Here is a 21,896-nt window from a genome sequence, read left to right on the forward strand (position 1 = left end):
CACTCGCGACCGCGTCGACGGCAGCCGCCGCCATCGCGAGCCCGACCCCGTACAGACACCCGAAAACCCCACTCAACCCGCTCACTCCTCCTCGCTCGCGACCGCGTTGACGGCGGCCGCCGCCATGGCGCTGCCGCCCCTGCGTCCGTGCACCACCAGGTGGTCGAGTCCGGCCGGGTGCTCGGCCAGGGCCAGCTTCGACTCCGCGGCCCCGATGAAGCCGACCGGCACGCCCAGCACCGCGGCCGGGCGTCCGGCCCCCTCCTCGACCAGTTCGAGCAGGCGGAACAGCGCGGTCGGCGCGTTGCCGATCGCGACCACCGCGCCGTCGAGCCGGTCGCGCCACAGTTCCAGCGCCGCGGCACTGCGGGTGGTGCCCAGCCGCAGCGCCAGCTCCGGGACCCGTGGGTCGCCGAGCGTGCAGATCACCTCGTTCGCCTTCGGCAGCCGTCGCCTGGTGACGCCGGAGGCGACCATCATGGCGTCGCACAGCACGGGCGCGCCGTCGCGCAGCGCCTCGCGCGCCGCCGTGACGACTCCCGGCGACCAGGCGAGGTCGTCGACGAGGTCGACCATGCCGCAGGCGTGCACCATGCGGACCGCGACCTGCGCGACGCCCGGCGGCATGCCGCCGAGGTCCGTCTCCGCGCGGATGGTGGCGAAGGAGCGGCGGTAGATCTCCGCCCCGTCCCTGATGTAGTCGATCACTTTCCCTCTCTGGTCGCCGCCACCGCGGCGCTCGTCTGCTCGGCGTCGGCGAACGTACGGCTCACGCCGTCCGCCTCGACGCGGTATCCGTCTCCGGTCGCGACCACGTCCACGACCCGGCCGCGCGGACGTCCGCACCGCCGCTCGCATCCCGACCAGTGCACGGGGAGCACGCGGCTGCGGCCCCGCGAGGGGCGGACGTCGTCAGGACAGCCCGCACCGGACTCGGGACCGGTGCCGCCGTTCGCGTGCACACCCGCGCGGACGTCGGCGTGGACGTCGGCGAGGGCCTTGGCGCATCCGGGCCGGCCGGCGCAGGCGGTCAGGCCCAGCCACGGCGACGCCGGGTCACAGACCAGGCCCGCGTCGGTGAGCGTCGCCCGCCGGCCGTCGACCTCCTGCGGCGGCAGATCGGGGACGACGACCGTCCGCCACGGCGTCACCCGGACCTCTCCCCCGCCGTGCTCGGCCACCTGGGCGAGCGCCTCCAGCTGGGCCGCCGTGAGCCGCCCGAGCGCGGCGAGAACGGTGAGGGCCGACCTTCCGTCACGCTGCGCGATGACCCCGATCGTGCCGCCGTCCGCCGTCCGCGCCCGTCGTACGACGGGGACGGACAGCCGGAGAGCCGGCTCCGCCCCGAGAACGCGGGCCGAGACCCGCCCCGGGCCGTCGGCCAGCTCGGCGAGCCGCCACGCGCCCGCCCCCTGCTCGGCGCGCTCGGCCAGGAACGCCTCGGCCACCGCGAGCATGCCGGTGACGGCGGAGGAGACGGGCGCGCGCAGCCCCTGGTCGGCACCGGCGAGCAGCAGCGCCACCTCGGAGACGTCCGTCGAGGCGTCCACCGGATCGACCGGCAGCAGCGTGACGTCCGCGCCGAGAGCCGCCATGTCACCCGAGCCGTCGTCGAGCGCGAAGAGGAACCGGCCGGGCAGGTCGGCGAGCGCGGGCCGGGCGCGGAGTTCCCCGTCCAGCTCGGACACCAGCGGGCGGACGTCGAACAGGCTCGCGGGTGCCCGCCCGGCCAGGGGTGAGGCCACGATGTTGCGTACCCGCTCATGCGTGGCCGACGGTAGCAGCCCGGCGGCGACCAGTCGCATGGCGAGGTCGGATACCGGAACGCGCACGTCGTCGCGTGCCGGGTCCATGGCAAGGGGCTCGCCGTCCTGCGGCGGGAGGCCGCGCACCTGGAGGTTCGCCCGGGAGGTCAGCTCGATCACGCCGGATCCGAGCTCCCGGGCGGCGGCGGCGACCACGCGGAGCTGACGCGCCGTGAGCACCCCGCCGGGAACCCTGATCCGTGCCAGGCCGCCGTCGGCCGCGGCGTGCACCTGGAGCGCTCCGGGACACGCGTCGGTCCGGGCTCTTCCGGGAGGGTCGGTTATTGACACGCAGTGGATGGTAGCTCCCATTTCTTTACGGATGTCCGCCTGGCATAGTGTGACCCAGACGATGGCGCAGGGAGGAAGCCGGTGTGAAGCCGGCGCGGTCCCGCCACTGTAACCGGGGAGCGAACCCCACCGAAGGCCACGGTCCGGCAACGGACGGGAAGGCCGGGGTGAGCGTTGATCCGGGAGCCAGGAGACTCCTGCCGTCGTGATGACGACGACCCGGGGCGAGGACCCCGAGGGAGGACTTCCGTATGCGTTCCGTGCCATCCGCACCACTCGCGCCACCCACCGTCCTGCTGCTGTCGACCTCCGACACCGACCTGCTCAGCGCGCGGACGAGCGGCGCGAACTACCGGCTCGGCAACCCGGCGAGGCTGTCCGCCGAGGACCTGCCCGCACTGACCGAGGGCACCGATCTCGTGGTCGTGCGCCTGCTCGGCGGACGCAGGGCATGGCAGGACGGGCTGGACGCGCTGCTCGCCGACCGGCGGCCCGTCGTGATCCTCGGCGGCGAGCAGGCCCCCGACGCCGAGCTGATGGAGCTGTCCACGGTGCCCGGCGGGGTCTGCGCCGAGGCGCACGCCTACCTCGCACACGGCGGTCCGGCGAACCTGGCCCAACTGCACGCCTTCCTCTCCGACACGGTGCTGCTCACCGGGTACGGCTTCGCGCCGCCCGCGCCCACTCCGGGCTGGGGCCCCCTCGAACGTGTCGCGCGACGCACCGAGGGCCCCGTCATCGGCGTGCTCTACTACCGCGCGCACCACGTCGCGGGCAACACCGCCTTCGTCGAGACACTCTGCCTGGCCATCGAGGAGGCGGGCGGCCAGGCCCTGCCCGTCTACTGCGGTTCCCTGCGCAGCGCCGAACCCGACCTGTTCGACACGCTCCGGGCCGCGGACGCCCTGGTGGTCACCGTGCTCGCCGCCGGGGGCACCCGCCCGGCGACCGCCTCGGCGGGCGGGGACGACTCCGCGTGGGACGTCGGCGCGCTCGCCGAACTGGACGTGCCGATCCTGCAGGGCCTCTGCCTGACCACGGGAAGGGACGCCTGGCGGGAGAACGACGACGGCCTGTCCCCGCTCGACGCGGCCTCCCAGGTGGCGATCCCCGAGTTCGACGGGCGGATCATCACCGTGCCGTTCTCCTTCAAGGAGGTCGACGACGAGGGCCTGACCGTGTACGTGGCCGATCCCGAGCGGGCCTCGCGGGTGGCCGGCATCGCGGTACGGCACGGCCTGCTCCGGCACGTCCGGGCACCGGAACGGCGGATCGCGGTGATGCTGTCGGCGTACCCGACCAAGCACTCCAGGATCGGCAACGCGGTCGGCCTGGACACCCCGGCCAGCGTGGTCAGGCTGCTCACGGCCATGATGGAGGCCGGGTACGACCTCGGAGACGGTTTCCCCGGTGTGGCGGAACGGGACGGCGACGCGCTGATCCACGCGCTGATCGCGGCGGGCGGCCAGGACCGGAACTGGCTCACCGAGGAGCAACTGGCCGCGAACCCGGTGCGGATCCCGGCCACACGCTACCGGGCGTGGTTCGAGACGCTGCCCGAGGACCTGCGGCACGGCGTCGAGGCGCACTGGGGGCCGCCGCCGGGCGAGTTGTTCGTCGACCGGAGCCGCGATGCCGACGGCGAGATCGTGCTGGCCGCGCTGCGCGCGGGCAACCTGGTGGTGATGGTCCAGCCGCCGCGCGGCTTCGGGGAGAACCCGGTCGCCATCTACCACGACCCCGACCTGCCGCCGAGCCACCACTATCTGGCCGCCTACCGGTGGCTGGCCGACGACTTCGGCGCGCACGCGATCGTGCACGTCGGCAAGCACGGCAACCTGGAGTGGCTGCCCGGCAAGTCGGCGGGGATGTCGGCCTCCTGCGGCCCCGACGCGGCGCTCGGCGACCTGCCGCTGGTCTACCCGTTCCTGGTGAACGACCCCGGTGAGGGCACCCAGGCCAAACGGCGGGCGCACGCCGTACTGGTCGATCATCTGGTGCCGCCGATGGCCCGCGCGGAGACCTACGGCGACATCGCCCGGCTGGAGCAACTGCTGGACGAGCACGCCTCGATCGCGGCCATGGACCCGGCCAAGCTGCCCGCCATCCGGGCGCAGATCTGGACGCTGATCCAGGCCGCCAGGCTCGACCACGACCTGGGCGTCGACGACCGGCCGCAGGACAGCGGGTTCGACGACTTCCTGCTGCACGTCGACGGATGGCTCTGCGAGGTCAAGGACGTCCAGATCCGCGACGGCCTGCACGTGCTCGGCGACGCCCCCGAGGGGAAGGCCCGCGTCGACCTCGTGCTGGCCATGCTCCGCGCCCGCCAGATCTGGGCCGGTCAACAGGCACTCCCCGGCCTTCGTGAGGCCCTCGGCCTGGCCGAGGACGGCGGCGCCGCGAGGGTGAGCGTGGACGAGGCCGAGTCGCTGGCCCGCGCCCTCGTCGAGGGCATGGAGGAGCGCGGCTGGGACCCGTTCGCCGTCTCCCCGGTCACCGCCTCCGTCCTCGCCGGCGGGAGTGACCGCGACTCCGGAGTCGTGGCCGTCGTGGAGAAGGTGCTCGGGTTCGCGGCCGAGGAGATCGTGCCCCGGCTCGCCAGGACCACGGACGAGATCGGCGCGGTGCTGCACGCGCTCGACGGCGGTTACGTCCCCGCCGGGCCGAGCGGGTCGCCGCTGCGCGGGCTGATCAACGTGCTGCCGACCGGGCGGAACTTCTACTCCGTCGATCCCCGGGCGGTGCCCAGCAGGCTGGCGTGGGAGACCGGGCAGGCCATGGCCGACTCCCTGCTGGAACGGTACCGCTCCGACACCGGTGAGTGGCCGCGCTCCGTCGGGCTGTCGGTCTGGGGCACCAGTGCCATGCGCACGGCGGGCGACGACGTGGCGGAGGTGCTCGCGCTGCTCGGCGTGCGGCCGGTCTGGGATGAGGCGTCCCGCCGGGTCAGCGGCCTGGAACCGGTCCCGCTCGCCGAACTCGGCCGGCCCAGAATCGACGTGACCGTCCGGATCAGCGGGTTCTTCAGGGACGCCTTCCCGCACGTCGTCACCATGCTGGACGACGCGGTACGGCTGGTCGCGGGCCTGGCGGAGCCCGCCGGGGAGAACTACGTGCGGGCGCACGCCGACGCCGACCTGGCCGCGCACGGTGACGAGCGGCGGGCCACTCTGCGGATCTTCGGCTCCCGTCCCGGCGCCTACGGCGCGGGCCTGCTGCCGCTGATGGAGAGCGGGAACTGGCGCGACGACGCCGACCTGGCCGAGGTGTACGCGGTCTGGGGCGGCTTCGCCTACGGCCGCGACCTCGACGGGACACCGGCGCGGCAGGACATGGAGAGCGCCTACCGGCGGATCGCGGTGGCCGCGAAGAACGTCGACACCCGCGAGCACGACATCGCCGACTCCGACGACTACTTCCAGTACCACGGCGGGATGATCGCCACCGTGCGGGCGCTCACCGGCCGGGCACCCGCCGCGTACGTGGGCGACAGCACCCGTCCGGACGCGGTGCGGACCAGGACCCTGCACGAGGAGACCGCGCGGATCTTCCGCGCCCGGGTGGTCAACCCCAACTGGCTGGCGGCGATGCGCAGGCACGGGTACAAGGGCGCGTTCGAGCTGGCCGCCACCGTGGACTACCTGTTCGGCTACGACGCCACGACGGGTGTGCTGGCCGACTGGATGTACGACAGGCTGGCCGCCGCCTACGTCCTGGACCCGGAGAACCGGGCGTTCATGGCCGCCTCGAACCCGTGGGCACTGCACGGCATCGCCGAGCGGCTGCTTGAGGCGGCCGACAGGAAGATGTGGGAGCATCCCGACCCCGAGATCATGGCGGCCCTGCGGGGGGCGTACCTCGCCGTCGAGGGCGACCTGGAGGACCGCTGACCCGTTCCATCTCCCCGGGGGCGGTACGCGGTCACCGCCCCCGGACTCGGGACCGCCGGACAGGTCAGGCGATTCAGGCACGGCCCAGCCGACGGCCCGCCAAGTTCGGAACCAGCGGACCAGTAGCACGGTTCAGCCGATGGCCGCGATCAGGCGTTCGGCCAGCTCGGGGCTGCCGGCCCAGTGCAGGTGCAGGTAGGAGGCGGCCAGCAGGGGCTCGGCGAAGCCGTCGGCCGCGCCCCTCCAGCGGAACAGCGGCGGCGTCGCGTGCCCGGGGTCGGTGGCCGTGCGGTGGAACTCGTGGCCCCGGTAGCGCTCGCCCTCGCGGGTGAGCACGGACGTGGCGGTCGCCACGGCGTCGCGGTAGCCCAGCGTGAGCCGGCCGGTCATCGTCGCGGTGATGTCGAGCCTTCCGCACATGGGATGGCCGTCCAGCTCGCGCGCCAGGTAGAGCAGCCCGGCGCACTCGGCGACGATCGGGCCGTCGAAGGCGGCCACCCGGCGGCGGAGCGGCTCGTTGGCGGACAGCTCCGCCGCGTACATCTCGGGGAAGCCGCCGCCGATGACGACCGCCCCGGCGTTCTCGGGCAGGCACTCGTCCCCGAGCGGGTCGAAGGTCGCCACCTCGGCCCCCGCCGCCGCGAGCAGCTCGACCTGCTCGGCGTATCCGAAGGTGAACGCCGCCCCGCCCGCCACCGCCACCACCGGCCGCCCACCGGATAGGGGGCCGGTCGTGGCCGGGGACAGGGCCGGAGTCCAGGGGCGCGCGGGCAGCGGCGGCGCCGAGCGCGCCAGGGCCACCAGTCCTTCGAGGTCGCAGGAGCCGGCGACCAGGGCACCCATCCGCTCCACCGCCGCCACCGCGTCCCCGCTGCGCTCGGCCGCCGGGATCAGCCCGAGATGGCGGGAAGGGGTCGCCACCCCGTCCACCCGCGGGATCACGCCCAGTACCGAGATGCCGCTCTCGTCCAGCGCGGCGCGGCAGATCTCCTCGTGCCGCGGCGAGCCAACCCGGTTGAGGATCACCCCGGCCAGCCGGACCCGGGTGTCGAAGGAGGCGAAGCCCTGCACGAGCGCGGCCACGGACCTGCCCTGCCGTGCGGCGTCCACCACCAGGACCACCGGCGCGCCGATCAGCCGGGCGACGTGCGCGGTGGAGGCGAAGTCCCCGCTCCCGGCACCGTCGTACAGGCCCATGACCCCCTCGACCACGGCGATGTCCGCGTCCCGCGCGCCGTGCAGGAGGAGCGGCGCGACCCGGTCCTCACCGGTCAGCCAGGGGTCGAGGTTGCGTCCGGGGCGGCCGGTGGCGAGCGCGTGGTAGCCGGGGTCGATGTAGTCGGGTCCCACCTTGTGCGGGGAGACGCGCAGGCCCCGCGCGCGCAGTGCCGCCATCAGGCCGGTCGCGACGGTGGTCTTCCCGCTGCCCGAGGACGGCGCGGCGATCACCAGTCGCGGCACTACCATTCGATGCCCCTCTGGCCCTTCTGCCCGGCGTCCATCGGATGTCTGACCTTCCCCATCTCGGTCACCAGGTCGGCGACCTCGACCAGTCTCGGGTCGGCGTCCCTGCCGGTGATCACGACGTGCTGGTTCCCTGGCCGCGCGGCCAGGGTGGCGACCACGTCGTCCACGTCCAGCCAGCCCCATTTCAGGGGGTAGGTGAACTCGTCGAGTACGTAGAAGCGGTAGGTCTCCGCGGCCAGGTCACGTCTGATCTGCTCCCAGCCCTCGCGGGCGTCGGCGGCGTGGTCCTCCTCGCTGCCCGGCCGCTGGATCCACGACCAGCCCTCGCCCATCTTGTGCCAGGTCACGCTGCCGCCCTCGGCGGACTCGCCGAGCACCAGCAGCGCCCGTTCCTCGCCGATGCGCCACTTGGCCGACTTGACGAACTGGAACACCCCGACCGGCCAGCCCTGGTTCCACGCGCGCAGCGCCATCCCGAAGGCGGCGGTGGACTTCCCCTTACCCGGCCCGGTGTGCACGATCAGCAGCGGCCGGTTGCGGCGCTGGCGCGTGGTGAGCCCGTCCTCGGGCACCGTGTCCGGCTTGCCCTGCGGCATCTCAGATCGCCTTCCGGTAGTCGGCCCGGTGGTCACGGACCAGCCCGCCGAGCCCGCCGCCCTCCGCGAGCGCGTCGAGCCGTACCGCGGGTGCGCCCAGCCTGGCCGCGAGGTCGAGGGCCAGGGCGAGTCGCACCGGACCGCTCTCGCAGTCGACCACGACCCCCGCCGTACCGGCGAGCAGCGCGGCGGAGGCCGCCACGTCGGATCCCGAGGTGGCCCGGCCGTCGGTGACCACCACGAGCAGCGGCCTTCTGGCCGGGTCGCGCAGCCGCTCCACCCTGAGCACCTCGGCGGCCCGGCGCAGCCCGGCGGCCAGCGGGGTGCGTCCGCCGGTCGGCAGTTCCCGCAGCCGGGCCGCGCCGACCTCGACCGAGGAGGTCGGGGGCAGTACCAGGTCCGCCGTGGATCCCCTGAAGGTGATCAGCCCGACCTTGTCCCGCCGCTGGTAGGCGTCGAGCAGCAGGCTGAGCACGGCGGCCTTGACCTCGCGCATGCGCTGCCGGGCCGCCATGGAACCGCTCGCGTCCACCACGAAGAGCACCAGGTTGCCCTCCTTGCCTTCGCGGACGGCCTCGCGCAGGTCGGTGTCGCGTACCAGCAGGCCAGGGCCGGTGCGGCCGCGCTCGCGCTGGTACGGCGCGGCGGCGCGGAGCGTCGCCGACAGGTGCGGCCGCTGGAGCCGCCCGGCGGGAACCCGCGATCCGGTGGTCCGCCCGTTGGGGGTCCGGGCCCGTGACCGCCGGCCCGAGGCGCCGTCGCCCAGCCCGGGGACCTGGAAGGGGCGCACCCGGTACGGTTCGGCGGCGGCGACCACCCGCTCCGCGGCGGGAGGGTCAGGCGAGGCGCCGTTCCCGTCGGAGGCACCTGGAGCACCGTCGGACAGGTCGCCGTCGTTGGAGCCGTCGGGGCCGTCGGCGGCACCGTACGGGCCGCTCTCACTGGAAGCGCCGGCCTCGGGAGCGGGCCCGGAGTCCGCGGGCCCCTCGGGACCGTGCGAGTCTCCCGGGCCGCCGGAGGTGCCCGGCCCTCCGTCCGGGTCGTCCGGCTCGTCGTCGCCGTGTTCCGCCAGCAGGTCGTCGAGCCGTGACTCGTCAAGGCCCGGCGCGTCGAACGGGTCTCGGCGGCGGCGGTGCGGCAGCGAGAGACGGGCCGCCTCGCGCACGTCCTCGGCCGTGACCTCGGCGCCGCCGCGCCAGGCCGCGTGCGCGATGGCCGCGTTGGCCGTGACCAGGTCGGCCCGGAGCCCGTCCACCTCGAAGGCGGCGCACACCGCCGCGATCTGGCGCAGCCGGACGTCCGGCAGCACGACCTGCCTGACCCGCTCCCTGGCCTCGGCGATCCGCCGTGCCAGGGCCGCCTCCTCCCCCGCCCATCCGGCGGCGAAGGAGGCGGGATCGGCGTCGAAGGCCAGGCGGCGCCGTACCACCTCGGCCCGCTCGTCCGGATTCCTGGACGCCCGCACCTCGACGGTCAGCCCGAAGCGGTCCAGGAGCTGGGGCCGCAGTTCGCCCTCCTCCGGGTTCATCGTGCCGACCAGCAGGAACCGTGCCGCGTGCCGTACCGAGACCGACTCGCGCTCGACGAAGCAGGTGCCGAGTGCGGCGGCGTCGAGCAGCAGGTCCACCAGATGGTCGTGCAGCAGGTTGACCTCATCGACGTAGAGGACACCGCGATGCGCGGCGGCGAGCAGGCCAGGCTCGAACGCCCTGACCCCCTCGGTGAGCGCGCGCTCGATGTCGAGCGCGCCGACCAGCCGGTCCTCCGACGCGCCGACGGGCAGCTCCACCAGCGCGGCCGGACGCTCCTGCCCACTTTCGCCCGCGCCGTGCGGATCGTGCGGGCCGTCGGGGCAGGACGGATCAGGCTCGGCCGGGTCGCAGGAGAAGCGGCAGCCGGCGATCACCCTGACCGTGGGGAGCTGTGCGGCGAGCGCACGGACGATCGTGGACTTGGCGGTCCCCTTCTCCCCTCGGACCAGCACACCGCCCACCCGTGGGGAGACCGCGTTGAGTATCAGCGCGAGCTTGAGGTCGTCGAGACCGACGACGGCACTGAACGGATAGGCACCGATCACAAGGGTTCTTTCTGCGAGATCCTGCTGACGTGTCCGACCCGCCGAACGTTCAGTTCGGGGCCGCCGCGAACGCGTCGCGGCGGACGGTGCGCCGCGCGGCGACGCCGTACAGGGCGCCGATGGCCGACCAGAGCACGAGTTGCGTGCCGAGGGAGGACACCCGGAAGTCCCACAGCAGCTGAGCGGGGAAGCCGTCGGGCACCTCGTTGACCGCCGGCAGCACGAACAGGGTGACGATGACGGGGACCAGGAAACCGGCCGCGCCGGCGAGCCAGGGCCTGTCCGGCACCTTACGGGCGCAGGCCACTCCCACCGCCACGGACAGCAGACCGATGGCGACCAGGACCAGGTACAGCGTGGTCCGGCTGCCGATGGTGTCCGGGTCACCGACGGCGGGCGGGTTGGCCGGGTACTTGACGAACGGCACCAGCACGATCGCGACGAACGCGGTGGCGGCCATCGTCGCGGCCAGCAGCGTGTCGGAGCGGGGGCCGATCCGGCCGCGCAGCCCCGCGAAGACGAGGGAGAAGATGCCTCCCACGGACATCCCGTACAGGGCCATGGCGAGGAAGAGCCCGGCCTGCTGGCCGGACCGGCTGACCAGGGCCTCCTCCCCGTGGGAGTGCCCGACCTCGGCCTGGGCGTGCGCGGCGGCCTCTTCGAGTGCGATGGCCTGGTCGATGTTCGGCTCGCCGAGCAGGTAGGCGAACACGGCGGCGATCAGCCCGGCGACCAGCCCGACGAGCAGGCCGCGGAGCAACAGGGTACGGATCACGACGCGGCCTAGTGGCACGGAACGCCGAGCAGGTGGCGCCCGTCGTGCATGAGTTCGTGCAGATAGTCGCCCGCCTGCGACACGGCCCCCTGGTCGAAGGTGACCAGGTAGGCCACCAGCAGGAGCAGCGGAACCGCCACGAGCCAGCGGGCCAGGTGGGAGAGGGGAACGGGCGGTGAAACGGACAGCTCACGCATGAGTAGCCTCCTTGGGGATGACGCGTCCCGACAGATGAGGACGCGGCGGCCAAGTAACCTGGCTCCCGGAACGCACGTTCCGGATACAGTGGCGCGACCGCACCGGCTTCTCACCGGACTTCCCTCGGACCACCGCGAAATCGCCCGCACTGTAACCTTTTTTAGAGCGGGCCGTCAATGTGGGGTATCTGTCACGGCACCGCGGACGCCGTTCCAGTCTGGTGTCCCCCATCTCTCCAGCGGAACGCACCGCGCGGGCTGCGTCACCGGCGCAGCCCTCGAATCCGAGACAGGACACGACTCACGTGGTGACACCGGTACTCAGGACCGGCGCACCGGGCGCCCTTGATCAGGTCTCTGAAGCCCGCTTGAGCAGCCCGGTCTCGTAGGCCGCCGCCACCGCGGCGGCCCGGTCCTTCACCCCGAGTTTGGCGAAGATGTGCAGCAGGTGTGTCTTGACCGTCGCCTCGGTGATGAACAGCTTCGCGGCGACCTCGCGATTGGTGGCGCCGCGGGCGATCAGCCCGAGCACTTCGAGCTCCCGCCGGCTCAGCGTCTGCCGCTCGGGGGCGCGTACCTTCCGCGTGAGCAGCCCGGCCACGGCGGGGGACAGCACCGTCTCGCCGCGGGCAGCCGCCTGCGCGGCGCGGAGCAGCTCGACACGCGGGGTGTCCTTGAGCAGGTAGCCGGTGGCGCCCTGCTCGATGGCGGGCAGCACGTCCGCGTCGTTGTCGAACGTGGTCAGGACCAGCACGTTGATGCCCGGCGTCTGCTCGCGCAGCCGGCGGATCAGCTCGGTGCCGCTCATCTTCGGCATCCGCAGGTCCATGAGCACGAGATCGGGGTTGGTCAGCCGCGCCAGGGCGAGAGCCTCCGGCCCGTCGGCCGCCTCGCCGACGACCTCGAAGGCCTCATCGGTGGAGAAGATCTCGCGTAGCCCGTCGCGGACGACCGGGTGATCGTCCACGACGATGATACGAATCGGCATGCCTCACACGTTTCTGGAGTCGGCGGGGATGGCGGGCACCGTAGCGGAGACGCCCGTTCCCTGGCCGGGAGCGGTCTCGATCTCGAAGTCACCGGCCAGCCGGGTGACTCGCTGACGCATCGCGATGAGCCCGAACCCGCCCGCGACCGACAGGTTCACCGTCCGGGGGTCGAACCCGGATCCGTCGTCGCGCACGTCGAGCACCACCACATCCTCCATGTAGGACAGGGTAACGGCGACCCTGCTGGCAGAGGCGTGCTTGCCGACGTTGGCCAGAGCCTCCTGAGCCACTCGCAGCAGGGTCATCTCCACCTCGGCGTGCAGCGGTCTGGCCTCGCCGGTGACCGACACCGGAACCGGCATGCCGGTCCTCTGTGACCAGGTGGCCGCGACGTCCTCGAGGGCGGCCGAGAGCTGGGCCTCCTCCAGCGGAGCAGGGCGCATCGCCAGAACCGACCGGCGGGCCTCGTTGAGACTGTCCCTGGCCAGCGTGCGTACGGTGTTCAGCCTGGAGCGGGCGGCAGGCACATTCTCAATGACGTTCTCGGCGACTTCGAGCTGGGTGAGGATGGCGGTCAGCCCTTGGGCGATCGTGTCGTGGATCTCCCTGGCCATCCGCTGGCGCTCGCCGAGCACGCCCGCCTCGCGGGCGCTGGTCAGCAGTTGCGCCTGCAGTCTCGCCTTCTCCTCCGCCAGCTCGACCAGTTCGGTGCTAGCGGCCTTCAGCTGCGCGATCATTTCCTGGCGCTGCCGGCTCTGCTCCGAGATGGTCTGGATGAACAGGCCGACGGTCGAGGTGATCAGGACGGCGAGCAGGAAGGAGAAGACCATCTCGCTCGGCGGCCGGGGATCGGGGCGGACGCCGACCAGCACGGCGGCTGTGGCGGCCACCCCCAGGTAGGCCATCCACCCGCGCAGCAGGGCGAAGGACTGGACGAACGCGCCCAGACCGGCCACCGTGAACAGCGAGTCGATCCTGACCAGCACCGCGACGAAGGCGAGCATCACGATGAAGTAGACGATCGCCATCGCCGGCCGCTCGATCCGGCTGAATCGCGAGGAGACCATGAACCAGTGCCAGGCTCCGACGAACACCGCCAGGACCACCACGTCCAGTCTCCAGTCCCGCAGCAGGGCGAAGACCGTCGGTAGCAGGATGAAGAGGTACGGCAGGACCGGCCAGGCGCGGTCCCATCGCGAGACGTCGGGTTCGGTGCCTGTCACCAGCGGAACGCCTTCAGCGCGGCCCCGCCGGCGACGATGAAGATCGCGGCCATGACGGCGAGGGTGAGCGGAGAGACGGGGTGGCCTTCCCAGCCGGCGCGGATGGCTTGGACGGCGGGTGCCATGGGGGTCAGGTCGCCGATGGAGCGCATCGACTCCGGCAGTGTCTCGCGGGCGCTCATGGCGCCGGAGACGAAGACCATGGGGAAGAAGACGGCCAGGCCGATCACCGTGGCGGCGCGACCGCTGGGCACCAGGGCGCCGATGAGCAGCCCGATGGAACCGAGGCTGAGGGCGCCGAGGACCCAGGCGAGGACGACGTCGGCAAGGTTGGCCGGCCCGCTCAGGCCGTAGGCGGCCAGGCCGATGACGGTAAGCAGAGCGGTGCCGAGTACGGCCAGCAGCATGTGCGCGGCCCACTGGGCGCCGAAGATCATGGTGGAAGAGGCCGGGGTGGCGCGCAGCCGCTTGAGCACGTGGCGTTCGCGGTACTGGGCCAGGGTGGCTGGCAGGACGACCAGGGAGGCCAGGCCGACGACGAAGACGCTGAGCATCGGGACGAGGGCGTCGATGGCAGGCAGCCCGCCGGGCAGCGTGCCGCCGTTGCGCATCTTCACCCACAGGATGACCGCGGGGAAGGCCAGTGCGAAGAAGGCGGCCATCGGATCGCGCACGGCCAGTTTGAGTTCGATCGCGATGACGTTGCCGAGTCCCTTCATCACACGGTCCTCTCGATGAGTGTGAAGTAGGCGTCCTCGAGGGAGTCGGCGTGACTTCTGTCGATGAGCTCGCCGGGGCTGCCCTCGTGAACGACACGCCCCTGGTCGATTACGGCGATGCGGTCGCAGAGGGCCTCCGCCTCGTCCATGAAGTGGGTGACCAGCACGACGGTGACGCCGCGGTCGCGCATGTCGCGGATCAGTCCCCAGGTCAGCCGGCGGGCATCGGGGTCCAGGCCGGTGGTCAGCTCGTCGAGGAAGACGACCTCGGGGTTGCCGACCAGGGCCAGCGCGATGAACAGGCGCTGCTTCCAGCCGCCGGACAGACCCGCGAAGCGGGCGCGCTTCTTCTCGGCCAGTCCCCATTCCTGCATCAGTGCGCGCCAGTCGGCAGGCTTGTCATAGAAGGAGGCGTACATCTGCAGTGCCTCGCCGACCTTGATGGCGTCGGGCAGGGCGGCTTCCTGCAGTTGGGCGCCGATGCGCTGGAGCAGCTCACGTCGCCGGGTCCGCGGGTCCATGCCGAGCACGCGCAGGGTGCCGCCGTCGGGCTTGCGCAGTCCGGACGCGCACTCCACCACGGTGGTCTTGCCGGCTCCGTTGGGGCCGAGGATGCCGAAGATCTCGCCTCGCTCGACCGTCAGGGTGACGCTGTCCAGCGCCTTGTGTGTTCTGTAGCTCTTCTGCAAGCCGTTGATCTCGATGACTGCCATGTTCCGAGAATCCCCGTTCCGCCGGATCTCCGTAATCCACCGAATGGTTGATGGCGGCTGTCCAACCTGCGGGATGGCGCTTCAGCCTGTTGATCAGGCACGGTCACGGTTGTGGTCGCCGTCATCTCGATCATCATGGCCCAGATGTGCGGCCTGCCGGGTTTGTGACCGCGCCGGCGGATGCGACGTGAAAAGGTTCGGGGCCGATACCTCACCCGCGTCAGTGAGCGGTCATGACGTCCCCGGTCCGAATCGGACGAGGAGGCGGAAGCGGCTTTCGTGGAGACATGTCTGAATCATGGCAGGGGGAATCTGTCGGTTCCGGCTGATATCCATGATCACCCAGCGTTTCCGATCATCAGTGGAGCCATGTCATGACGTCAGCGGGCAGATGGGACCACATGGACCTGGCCACGAGGGCCGCCTACCAGCGGTTCGACGAGCTCACCGAGCAGGGACTCGGCCCCGGCCCCGGCGTCGACTGGCGGGTCTACGGCACCTACGCGCAGATGAGGCTCTGGCTGGGGCCGGAAGGCGGCCACGACTACGACGAGCGGGTGCTGCGCGTGGTCCGGTCGGTGGCCGAGCGCGACATCGACTTCACCTACCGGGAGGCGCACCACCTCATGGACCGGGCGGGGTACTGGGTGCGGCAGGGGCACACCCGCTACGAGGAGCTGTTCCGGATCCCGCTCGCGGCGGCCCGCCGGTTCGACTACCAGCTGCGCCGGGACCTGCTGCGCTGGCTGACGTCGGGACCGTGGCTGAAGGACGCGCGGGCGCTCCTGGCCGAGCAGGTGACCGAGCTGCTCACCGAACCCGCCGAGCACGGCCCGGCCGGGGTGGTCCGGACCGAGATCGGGGACACCGACCACTTCGCCCGCATGCTGGCCGAGGAGTACGGCCCGCGCCTGGTCGAGGTGCTGCCGCTGTTCCGCCACTGGAACACCGCCCGCTCGACCAAACCCAGCGCCCGGTGGCTCAGGAACGCCGCGCGGATGCTCACCCCCGGCGCGGTCGCCCTGGTCCGTGAGCTGCTCACGCGGCTGGTGGCCTACCGGGGCGGAGACTGGGTCGTCCGCTATGACGACGAGGAGTGGCGGGACAGGGTCTTCCTCAAGGAGGACACCATCGTCGTGGTGCGCGGCATCCTGTGGACCTGCCAGGTCATCGACGAGCGCTGGGTGACCTCGCTCGTCACCGACGTCGCGATGACCTGCGGCACCGGCAGCAACGGGATGGGCTCCACGTGCCGCTGCGAACCCGTCACCAACGCCGCCGTCGGCGTCCTGGCCCGCAGGGGCGGCCTCGACGTGATCGTCCCGCTGTCCAGAATCCAGGCGAAGGTGCGCGCGAGGTCCGTACAGAGGAATCTGAGCCTCGCCCTCGACGCGGTGGCCGGCGAGAACGGGCTGACCCGCGAGCAGCTGCTCGACCGGACGGTCCCCACCTTCGGCCTGGACACCGGCGGCGTCCGCGAGGAGAAGATCGGCGACTACCGGGTCAGGCTGTGCGCCGACGTACCCGCCCTGCGCTACGTGAACGCCACCGGCAAGACCGTCAAGTCGCTGCCGAAGGATCTGCGCGCGGAGCTGTCCGATCTGCGGGCCATCCTGAAGGAGCTCAAGCTGACGCAGGCGGCCGAGCGGTCCCGCCTGGAACAGGCGATCGTCCATGAACGGACGTGGCACTGGCGCGAGGTGACCGAGTACTTCCTCGACCATCCCGTCACCGGCCCCTACGCCCGCACCCTGGTCTGGCAGATCGCCGGCGGCCCGGCGGCCCTGCCGGTCAAGACCGCCGACGGCTGGGAACTGGCCGGCCACCGCCCCGCCCCCGACGCCGTGGCAGGCCTGTGGCACCCGATCCACGCGACCGCCGACGAGGTGGCGGCGTGGCGCGACCATCTTCTCGAGGGTGGTGTACGCCAGCCGTTCAAGCAGGTCTTCCGCGAGCTCTACCTGCTGACCCCCGCCGAGGAGCGGACCGGCACCTTCTCCAACCGTTTCGCCGGCCACATTCTGCGCTACGGCCAGGCCCGGACCCTGCTGGGCCGGCGCGGCTGGACCGGCCGGTCGATCGGCAACTGGGACTACGAGAACGGCGGCGACCAGGGCGAGGTGGTGCGCGACCTGGCGGGCTGGCAGGCCCGCTGGGCCATGCACATCGTCTCCGCCCCCGGGGCCGAGACCACCATGCTGTGCGCCACCGAGAGCATCACCTTCCACCGCGACGGGCGACCGGCGTCGATGGCCGATCTGCCGCCGCTGGTGCTGTCGGAGATCCTCCGCGAGGCCGACCTCGCCGTGGGCGTGGCCTCGGTCGCCCGCGACGACCAGGCGCTGATCGGCCACGAACGCTATTGGCGCTCCCACGGCTTCGGCGAGCTGACGGAGACGGCCAGGACCCGGCGCGAGGTACTGGCACGGCTGCTGCCGAAACTGAAGATCGCCTCCCGGGTGGAGCTGACCGACAGATTCCTTCTTGTACGGGGTGATCTGAGGACGTACAAGATCCATCTGGGGTCGACGAACATCCTGATGGAGCCCAACGACGCGTACCTGTGCGTCGTCCCGGCGAGCGGGCGCGCGGCCGGATCGGTGTTCCTGCCGTTCGAGGACGACGGGGGGACGCTGTCGGTGATCCTTTCGAAGGCGTACCTCCTGGCCGACGACACGGCGATCACCGACCCGACGATCACCCGGCAGCTCGGCTGAACGACCACTCGGACACCGTCGTATCAGATTCCCGGGAGTCACCAGACGCGCGGCGGCCGGTGCGGGCCGCCGCGACGAACGCTCAGCGAGACACCCGGCGGAGCAGGTAGGTGTCCATGATCCAGCCCTTGCGTGCCCGTGCCTCGGCACGCAGCTCGCGGATGCGGTCGGCGACCTCGGGCACCGGTCCGGCGACCAGGATCTCGTCGGGGGTGCCGACGTAGGCACCCCAGTAGATGTCGAAGTCGGCTCCCAGATCGGCGAAGGCGCAGTGCGCGTCCAGCATGACGACGACGTCGTCGGCCGAGGGCCCCTCCTCGGCGAGACGTCGGCCGGTGGTGACGTGCACCGGCCGGGCGACCCGGGTCAGGCCGACCCGGTGCCGGGCGGTGAGTGCGGACACGCTGCTGACACCCGGAATCACCTCGTGCTCGAACCGGACCGAGCCCCGCTGGTGAATCTCCTCGACGATGGCCAGGGTGCTGTCGTACAGGCCCGGATCGCCCCACACCAGGAAGGCACCCGTCTGCCCCTCGGCGAGCTCGTCGCGGATGAACCGCTCGCAGACGTCGGCGCGGCGCGAGCGCCAGTCCTCGACCGCGGGCGCGTAGTCCGGAGTGGTCCGGTCCCGTTCGGGATCGCCGGCCTCGACGATCCGGTACGGCGGGCGGGCGTGCGCGTCGACGAGGTCGTGCCGCAACTGGACGAGGTCGTGCTTGGCCTCGCCCTTGTCCAGGACGAAGAACACGTCGGTACGGGCGATGGCCTTGACCGCCTGGAGGGTGAGATGGTCGGGATCACCGGCACCGATGCCGATGATGAGGATTCGCTTCACCCGACAGAGTCTGCCCGTACCGTCCCGAGATCCGCCACAGGGGCCCCAAGTGGCGGCGCAGACAACAGCAAGAGCCTGCCAAGCGGTGAAGGTGATCCTTGGAACGTCAACCTCCCCCGGCCTACACTCCAGGGAACGTTCCATGCGCAAGGTCTTCCTCGGCTCCGCCGCGCTCCTGCTGCTCGCCGTGATCGCCCAGTTCTACCTCTCCACCTTCGGCGCCTTCGAGCGCCCCACCCCGAGCCCGGGTGCCTCCAGCGCCATCACTCCGCACGCGATCAACGGGGTCGCGGTGATCCCGGTGCTCTCCCTGATCACCGCGATCGTCGCCGCGGCGGCCCGCGTCGGCGGCAAGATGATCTGGCTGAGCCTCGTCCCGCTGGTGGTCGTACTGGGCCAGCTTTTCGTGATCTTCCCGCTGGTCGAGCTGTCCGGCGCCACCAAGGAGCAGACCAACACCTTCGCCCACATCGTGTTCGGCTTCCACGCGGTCCTCGGCCTGGTGCTGCTCTGGGCCTCCGTGGTGATCTTCCGCGAGGCGAGGACTCTGGCCTCACCCGCCGCCCTCGCCAGGAGCCGGACCCACGACCTGGCCTCCTCCCCGTTCTGACCTCGCCCGCCCAGACTTCCCGGCCCGCTCCCGCATCTCCCCTCCCCCGGCGTCCCTGGCCGCCTCTCACGGTTCTCCGGCGCTTCCGACCTTCCCTGAAAGATCATGAACACCGCGCAACTCCTCGCCCTGGACCGCATCCTGCTCGTTCTCGTCGCCGCGCTCTGGCTCGGCGCCGGGGTGAGCACGGTCATGGCCCGCCGTGACCGCCGTACCCGCCTGATCGCCCTCGGCCTGACCCTGGCGGCGCTGGCCGCCACCGGCCTGCGGGTCGGACTGGCGGTCGCGCTGAGCCGTTCGGGCTGGTGGTTCGCCGCCGACAAGCTGACCCTCGCCCTGCCGCTGGTCGGTGTCCCCGCGCTGGTCGCCGCCGTCGCCGCCCTTCCCCGGCTGCTCCGCCCGTCACCGTCCCCCGCCACGGCCGTCCCCGCGCTGACCGCCGGGTACGGAGCCCTGGGCGGCGTCATCGCGGCACTCACGATCTCCCACCCCGTCCCTCCGGTCATGGCCGGCGTCCTCGTCGCCCTGGTCGTCGTCGGTGCCACGATCACCTGGCGGCTGCTCGGCGCCGTCTTCCGTACGGAAGATGTGGAGACCGCGAACGGAACCGTGGCGCGCGGGAGGTGGAGCACCACGGCGGGGACGGCGGTGCTGTGCGCGGCCCTGGTCTGGGCCGGTCTGTCGGCGTGGTCGAGCCGGATACCCGCGACTCTGGATCTCGGCGCCCACCATCGGGACGGCGCCCAGAGCACCGCCCGGCCCGCCGCCGCGACCAGGGCGGTGACGGACCTGCGCGGTCCGGCCGCCGGTGCGAAGGTACGGCGCTTCACCCTCACCGCCAAGCCCGCGACCGTGTCCCTGGCCTCCGGCCGGCGGGTCGAGGCGTGGACGTTCGACGGCACGGTGCCCGGTCCCACCATCCGCGTCCGCCAGGGGGAACTGGTCGAGGTGCGGCTGCGCAACGCGATGCCAGGCATCGGGGTGACCCTGCACTGGCACGGCTATGACGTCCCGGTGGGCGAGGACGGCGTCGCGGGCGTCACCCAGGACGCGGTGAAGCCGGGAGGCGAGTTCGTCTACCGCTTCCTGGCCGAGGACCCCGGCAGCTACTGGTACCACAGCCACGACCTGTCGGACCCGGCGGTCCGGATGGGCCTGTACGGCATGCTCGTCGTCGACCCGGCGGCCACCGGCGAGGGCACCTCCCCTCCCGGCCTTCCGGACCCCTCGAATCCGCCCGGCTCCCCCTCGGGTGCCGCGGGCGGACCACTCGGTTCCGGCTCTTCACCTGATGCCGTGGCGAAGGTGTCGGACCACACCGTCTCCACCCATGTGCTCGGCGGCGTCCAGACGGTGGCCGTCGACGACGAAGGCCCGGTGGACGGCCTGGCCCGGCTCGGAGTCACCCCGGGGACGCCGGTCCGGCTCCGCGTCACGGCGACCGACAACGTCCGGCGGACGCTGGGCCTGAGCGGCACACCGTACCGGATCGCCGCCGTGGACGGACGGGACCTGTCACGGCCCGGCGAGATCGGGGACCGGCGGGTCCAGCTGGCCGCGGGCGGGCGCTACGACCTGACCTTCACCATGCCCGCCACACCCGTCCTGCTCTCGGTGGACGGCCGTTCCGACCTCGGCCTGCTGGTCACTCCCGGCTCGGGCACCGCTCCCACGCCGGCCGCCGGCCCCCTGTTGGACATCGCGACGTACGACTCGGACGACCCCGCGAAGCCCGGCCGACCCGACCGGTTCGACCGGGAGGTCACCTGGATCCTGGACCGGGGTCTGGCCATGCTGGACGGGGTCCCCACCCTGGCCCACACGGTCAACGGCGAGGTCTGGCCGCGCATCACCACCCCGGTGCTGCGCGAGGGTGAGCTGGTGAGGATCACGGTGGCGAACCGGAGCGGGGACGTCCACCCCATCCATCCGCACGGCCACCACGTCCGTGTGCTTTCCCGTAACGGCGTACCCGCCACCGGAGAGCTGTGGATGGACACCTTCGACGTCGGCCCCGGAGAGGTCTGGGAGGTCGCGCTGCGCGCCGACAACCCGGGTATCTGGATGTCACACTGCCACGACCTGGGCCACGCGGCCCTCGGCATGACCTTCCACTTCGCCTATGAGGGCGTCACCACCCCCTACGACGCCGGTCACGCCTCCGGGAACAACCCCGAATGATCATCTCCCCCTGCCCAGACCAGGCAGGAGGCGACAAACCAAAACCAGGGGAACAACCCCGAATGATCATCTCCCCCCGCCCAGACCAGACAGGAGGCGACAAACCAAAACCAGGGAAACAACCCCGAATGATCAGCCGTCTCCGCCCAGGCCGGGCGAGGGCGTGGCGAGTTGGAACCAGACGCTCGTGCTCCCGGGGGATCGGTGGAAGCCCCAGCGGGCCGCCAGGGTGTCGACCAAGGCGAGACCCCGGCCGCTCGGGGCCTCCTCCGCCGCCTGTCTCGGGTACGGGATCCTGGACGAACCGCAGTCCCGGACCGCGACCAGCACGCCGCCGGTCACGAACGCCAGCGAGACGAGGAACTCCCGCTGGATCGCGTGCCGGATCACGTTCCCGGCAAGCTCGCTGGTGAGCAGGACGGCGTCGTCCCTGCGCGGATGCTCGTCCCCCAGCAGGTCCGCGACGAAGGTGCGGGCGGGCCTGACCTGCGAGGCCGTGGCCGCGAACCGGCGGGAGAAACTCGGGGAGGCGGACAGCACGTCCAGCGCGAACAGCTGCCAGTCCAGACCGGAGAACCTCCGATCCGCACCGCCGAGACGCCCGCCCCGGAACAACCCGGAGATCCCGCCGACGATCAGAGCACGCGAACGCTTCACGATCATCCCTGTCCCTTCCCTTGTCCACGGCACCGATCGGCCCGGGAACGTTCCATCGCCGCCTGACACGGCCCGACCCCATGGCGGTACGCAACCGCAGATCCCCACAGCCATCACCTACCGTGACGAGACCTGCGGCACCGGCGCTTCG

General features: G+C 72.0%; 17 protein-coding genes and 2 riboswitches. Of the genes, 4 read left to right on the top strand and 13 right to left on the bottom strand.

What is annotated here, in order from left to right; all coding sequences use genetic code 11:
* Positions 1–81 precede the first annotated feature (81 nt).
* Positions 82–708: a precorrin-8X methylmutase gene (locus IG98_RS0129065; RefSeq protein WP_030919105.1), complete on the bottom strand. Its 627-nt coding sequence runs from the start codon at positions 706–708 to the stop codon at positions 82–84.
* Positions 705–2,096: a precorrin-3B synthase gene (gene cobG, locus IG98_RS0129070; RefSeq protein ID WP_037971563.1), complete on the bottom strand. Its 1,392-nt coding sequence runs from the start codon at positions 2,094–2,096 to the stop codon at positions 705–707. The genes IG98_RS0129065 and cobG overlap by 4 nt, the downstream gene beginning before the upstream one ends.
* Before the next feature lie 14 nt (positions 2,097–2,110).
* Positions 2,111–2,315: riboswitch (cobalamin riboswitch) on the top strand.
* A 32-nt stretch (positions 2,316–2,347) separates the two neighbouring features.
* Here cobG and cobN point away from each other — a divergent pair.
* Positions 2,348–5,989, top strand: coding sequence for a cobaltochelatase subunit CobN (cobN, locus tag IG98_RS0129075; RefSeq protein ID WP_051753116.1), 3,642 nt, complete (start codon positions 2,348–2,350; stop codon positions 5,987–5,989).
* A 132-nt stretch (positions 5,990–6,121) separates the two neighbouring features.
* On the opposite strand, the gene IG98_RS0129080 is transcribed toward cobN, so the two are convergent.
* The 9 genes from IG98_RS0129080 to IG98_RS0129120 form a co-directional block, all read right to left on the bottom strand.
* A complete protein-coding gene (locus tag IG98_RS0129080; protein ID WP_030919121.1) occupies positions 6,122–7,456 on the bottom strand; it encodes a cobyrinic acid a,c-diamide synthase CobB in 1,335 nt (444 codons plus the stop codon).
* Positions 7,450–8,052, bottom strand: coding sequence for a cob(I)yrinic acid a,c-diamide adenosyltransferase (gene cobO, locus IG98_RS53640; RefSeq protein ID WP_030919123.1), 603 nt, complete (start codon positions 8,050–8,052; stop codon positions 7,450–7,452). The genes IG98_RS0129080 and cobO overlap by 7 nt, the downstream gene beginning before the upstream one ends.
* Before the next feature lies 1 nt (position 8,053).
* The gene (locus IG98_RS0129090; protein ID WP_030919127.1) at positions 8,054–10,129 is read right to left on the bottom strand and encodes a putative cobaltochelatase; all 2,076 of its coding nucleotides are present in this window, start codon (positions 10,127–10,129) and stop codon (positions 8,054–8,056) included.
* A 49-nt stretch (positions 10,130–10,178) separates the two neighbouring features.
* A complete protein-coding gene (locus tag IG98_RS0129095; protein ID WP_030919137.1) occupies positions 10,179–10,904 on the bottom strand; it encodes a CbtA family protein in 726 nt (241 codons plus the stop codon).
* An 8-nt stretch (positions 10,905–10,912) separates the two neighbouring features.
* The gene (locus IG98_RS0129100; RefSeq protein WP_030919140.1) at positions 10,913–11,101 is read right to left on the bottom strand and encodes a CbtB domain-containing protein; all 189 of its coding nucleotides are present in this window, start codon (positions 11,099–11,101) and stop codon (positions 10,913–10,915) included.
* 31 nt (positions 11,102–11,132) lie between these two features.
* A riboswitch (cobalamin riboswitch) is annotated at positions 11,133–11,264 on the bottom strand.
* Positions 11,265–11,450: 186 nt separating this feature from the next.
* Positions 11,451–12,089: a response regulator gene (locus IG98_RS0129105; RefSeq protein WP_030919143.1), complete on the bottom strand. Its 639-nt coding sequence runs from the start codon at positions 12,087–12,089 to the stop codon at positions 11,451–11,453.
* A 3-nt stretch (positions 12,090–12,092) separates the two neighbouring features.
* Positions 12,093–13,313, bottom strand: coding sequence for a sensor histidine kinase (locus IG98_RS0129110; RefSeq protein ID WP_030919146.1), 1,221 nt, complete (start codon positions 13,311–13,313; stop codon positions 12,093–12,095).
* A complete protein-coding gene (locus IG98_RS0129115) occupies positions 13,310–14,032 on the bottom strand; it encodes an ABC transporter permease (protein ID WP_030919149.1) in 723 nt (240 codons plus the stop codon). Before IG98_RS0129115 ends, IG98_RS0129110 begins: the two co-directional genes overlap by 4 nt.
* A complete protein-coding gene (locus tag IG98_RS0129120; RefSeq protein WP_030919151.1) occupies positions 14,032–14,745 on the bottom strand; it encodes an ABC transporter ATP-binding protein in 714 nt (237 codons plus the stop codon). The genes IG98_RS0129115 and IG98_RS0129120 overlap by 1 nt, the downstream gene beginning before the upstream one ends.
* A 374-nt stretch (positions 14,746–15,119) precedes the next feature.
* Between IG98_RS0129120 and IG98_RS0129125 the strand changes: the two genes are divergently transcribed.
* Positions 15,120–17,462, top strand: coding sequence for a DUF4132 domain-containing protein (locus IG98_RS0129125; protein WP_157594582.1), 2,343 nt, complete (start codon positions 15,120–15,122; stop codon positions 17,460–17,462).
* 82 nt (positions 17,463–17,544) lie between these two features.
* On the opposite strand, the gene cobF is transcribed toward IG98_RS0129125, so the two are convergent.
* A complete protein-coding gene (cobF, locus tag IG98_RS0129130; RefSeq protein WP_030919157.1) occupies positions 17,545–18,297 on the bottom strand; it encodes a precorrin-6A synthase (deacetylating) in 753 nt (250 codons plus the stop codon).
* A gap of 142 nt (positions 18,298–18,439) precedes the next feature.
* Here cobF and IG98_RS0129135 point away from each other — a divergent pair, with 142 nt between their 5' ends.
* Positions 18,440–18,907 carry a DUF6220 domain-containing protein gene (locus IG98_RS0129135; RefSeq protein ID WP_030919159.1) on the top strand — a complete coding sequence of 156 codons (468 nt, stop codon included), beginning with the start codon at positions 18,440–18,442 and terminating at the stop codon, positions 18,905–18,907.
* 105 nt (positions 18,908–19,012) lie between these two features.
* The gene (locus IG98_RS45455) at positions 19,013–21,088 is read left to right on the top strand and encodes a multicopper oxidase family protein (RefSeq protein ID WP_051753118.1); all 2,076 of its coding nucleotides are present in this window, start codon (positions 19,013–19,015) and stop codon (positions 21,086–21,088) included.
* A gap of 132 nt (positions 21,089–21,220) precedes the next feature.
* On the opposite strand, the gene IG98_RS49175 is transcribed toward IG98_RS45455, so the two are convergent.
* A complete protein-coding gene (locus tag IG98_RS49175; RefSeq protein ID WP_169750198.1) occupies positions 21,221–21,745 on the bottom strand; it encodes an ATP-binding protein in 525 nt (174 codons plus the stop codon).
* Between the last annotated feature and the right edge of the window lie 151 nt (positions 21,746–21,896).

It is taken from the genome of Streptosporangium amethystogenes, assembly GCF_000721075.1.
GTDB classification, from domain to species: Bacteria; Actinomycetota; Actinomycetes; order Streptosporangiales; family Streptosporangiaceae; genus Streptosporangium; species Streptosporangium amethystogenes.